This window comes from Lysinibacillus sp. 10T31, assembly GCF_056394365.1.
In genome coordinates this window covers 1-1,054 of sequence record NZ_JBFTHS010000140.1, presented here as the reverse complement: position 1 = coordinate 1,054, position 1,054 = coordinate 1, and the positions used below count along the sequence as shown (strand labels likewise).

Genomic DNA, 1,054 nt, shown 5'->3' with positions numbered 1-1,054 from the left:
GATGATTTGTCAAATTAAGTGCAACAATTGCTCATTAAAAGCCTCGTTTGCAGTTTTCCAACCAAGACATTTTCTTGGTCGGTTGTTGATATAGTTTAATGATTCTGTTAGTTCTTCTGGTGATACTTCTTCGAAATTTGTTTGCTTAGGGAAGAATTCGCGAAGTAATCCATTTCCATTTTCGTTACTTCCGCGTTGCCAAGAAGAATATGCGTCCGCAAAATAAACATCAATTTTCAAGTCTTTTTCTAACACTTTATAGCAGCTAAATTCTTTACCTCTGTCTGTTGTGGCTGTTTTTATAGTGCCTTTTGGTAATTTAGTATGAAGAAGACGTACTGCTCTTTCCATTGATTGAGCTGAGCGATCTGGTATCAAAAAGCCAACATACCACCGTGTCATTCGCTCAATAAATGTTGCTACACAACCTTTTGCTTTCCCACGTCCAGATACAACTGTATCTAACTCCCAATGTCCAAAGGTTTCACGTTTACGTACTTCTTTTGGGCGTTTAGAAATTGGTGTGCCAATGTTAAATCTTCCCCTTGTTTCGCGGGGCTTTTGGCGCTTTCCTTTTTGACGGAGAACGGTTATAGGCACTTCTAAAAGACCATCGTAAATCCAGCGATAGATGGTTTTAAAACTCAACTGTCCTTGATACAAGCGACCGACAATTTGTTCAGGCGACCAAGTATCCCGCAACTTTCCTTGAACAGCTTCTTTTACTTCTGGCGTACATTTTGACTTGGCACCACAGTTGGATTTATTTTGATGGTAACGTACTTGCGCCTCGTTAGCCGTACTACCGGCGTGGCGTTTTATTTCTCTGGAAATCGTAGAAGGTTGACGATTTAAGAGTTTCGCTATTTTACGAATCGGATAATCAAGTTCCAGGTATGTTTCTATTTTTACACGTTCTGATATGGTAAGATGGGTATAGCTCATAACGATTCCTCCGTTTGAATGTTGGTGTGGTAACTACATTCTACACGAGGTCGTTATGGGCTTCCTTTATATTGATTTCTGAGTGTTGCACTTAATATTACAATCCGTC

The 1,054-nt window shown here is 39.8% G+C and carries 1 protein-coding gene; it reads right to left on the bottom strand.

The features are described from left to right. Positions 1 to 9: 9 nt before the first annotated feature. On the bottom strand, positions 10 to 945 hold the full coding sequence (locus tag AC1DCY_RS27165) for an IS30 family transposase (protein ID WP_477355797.1): 936 nt from the start codon (positions 943 to 945) through the stop codon (positions 10 to 12). Between the last annotated feature and the right edge of the window lie 109 nt (positions 946 to 1,054).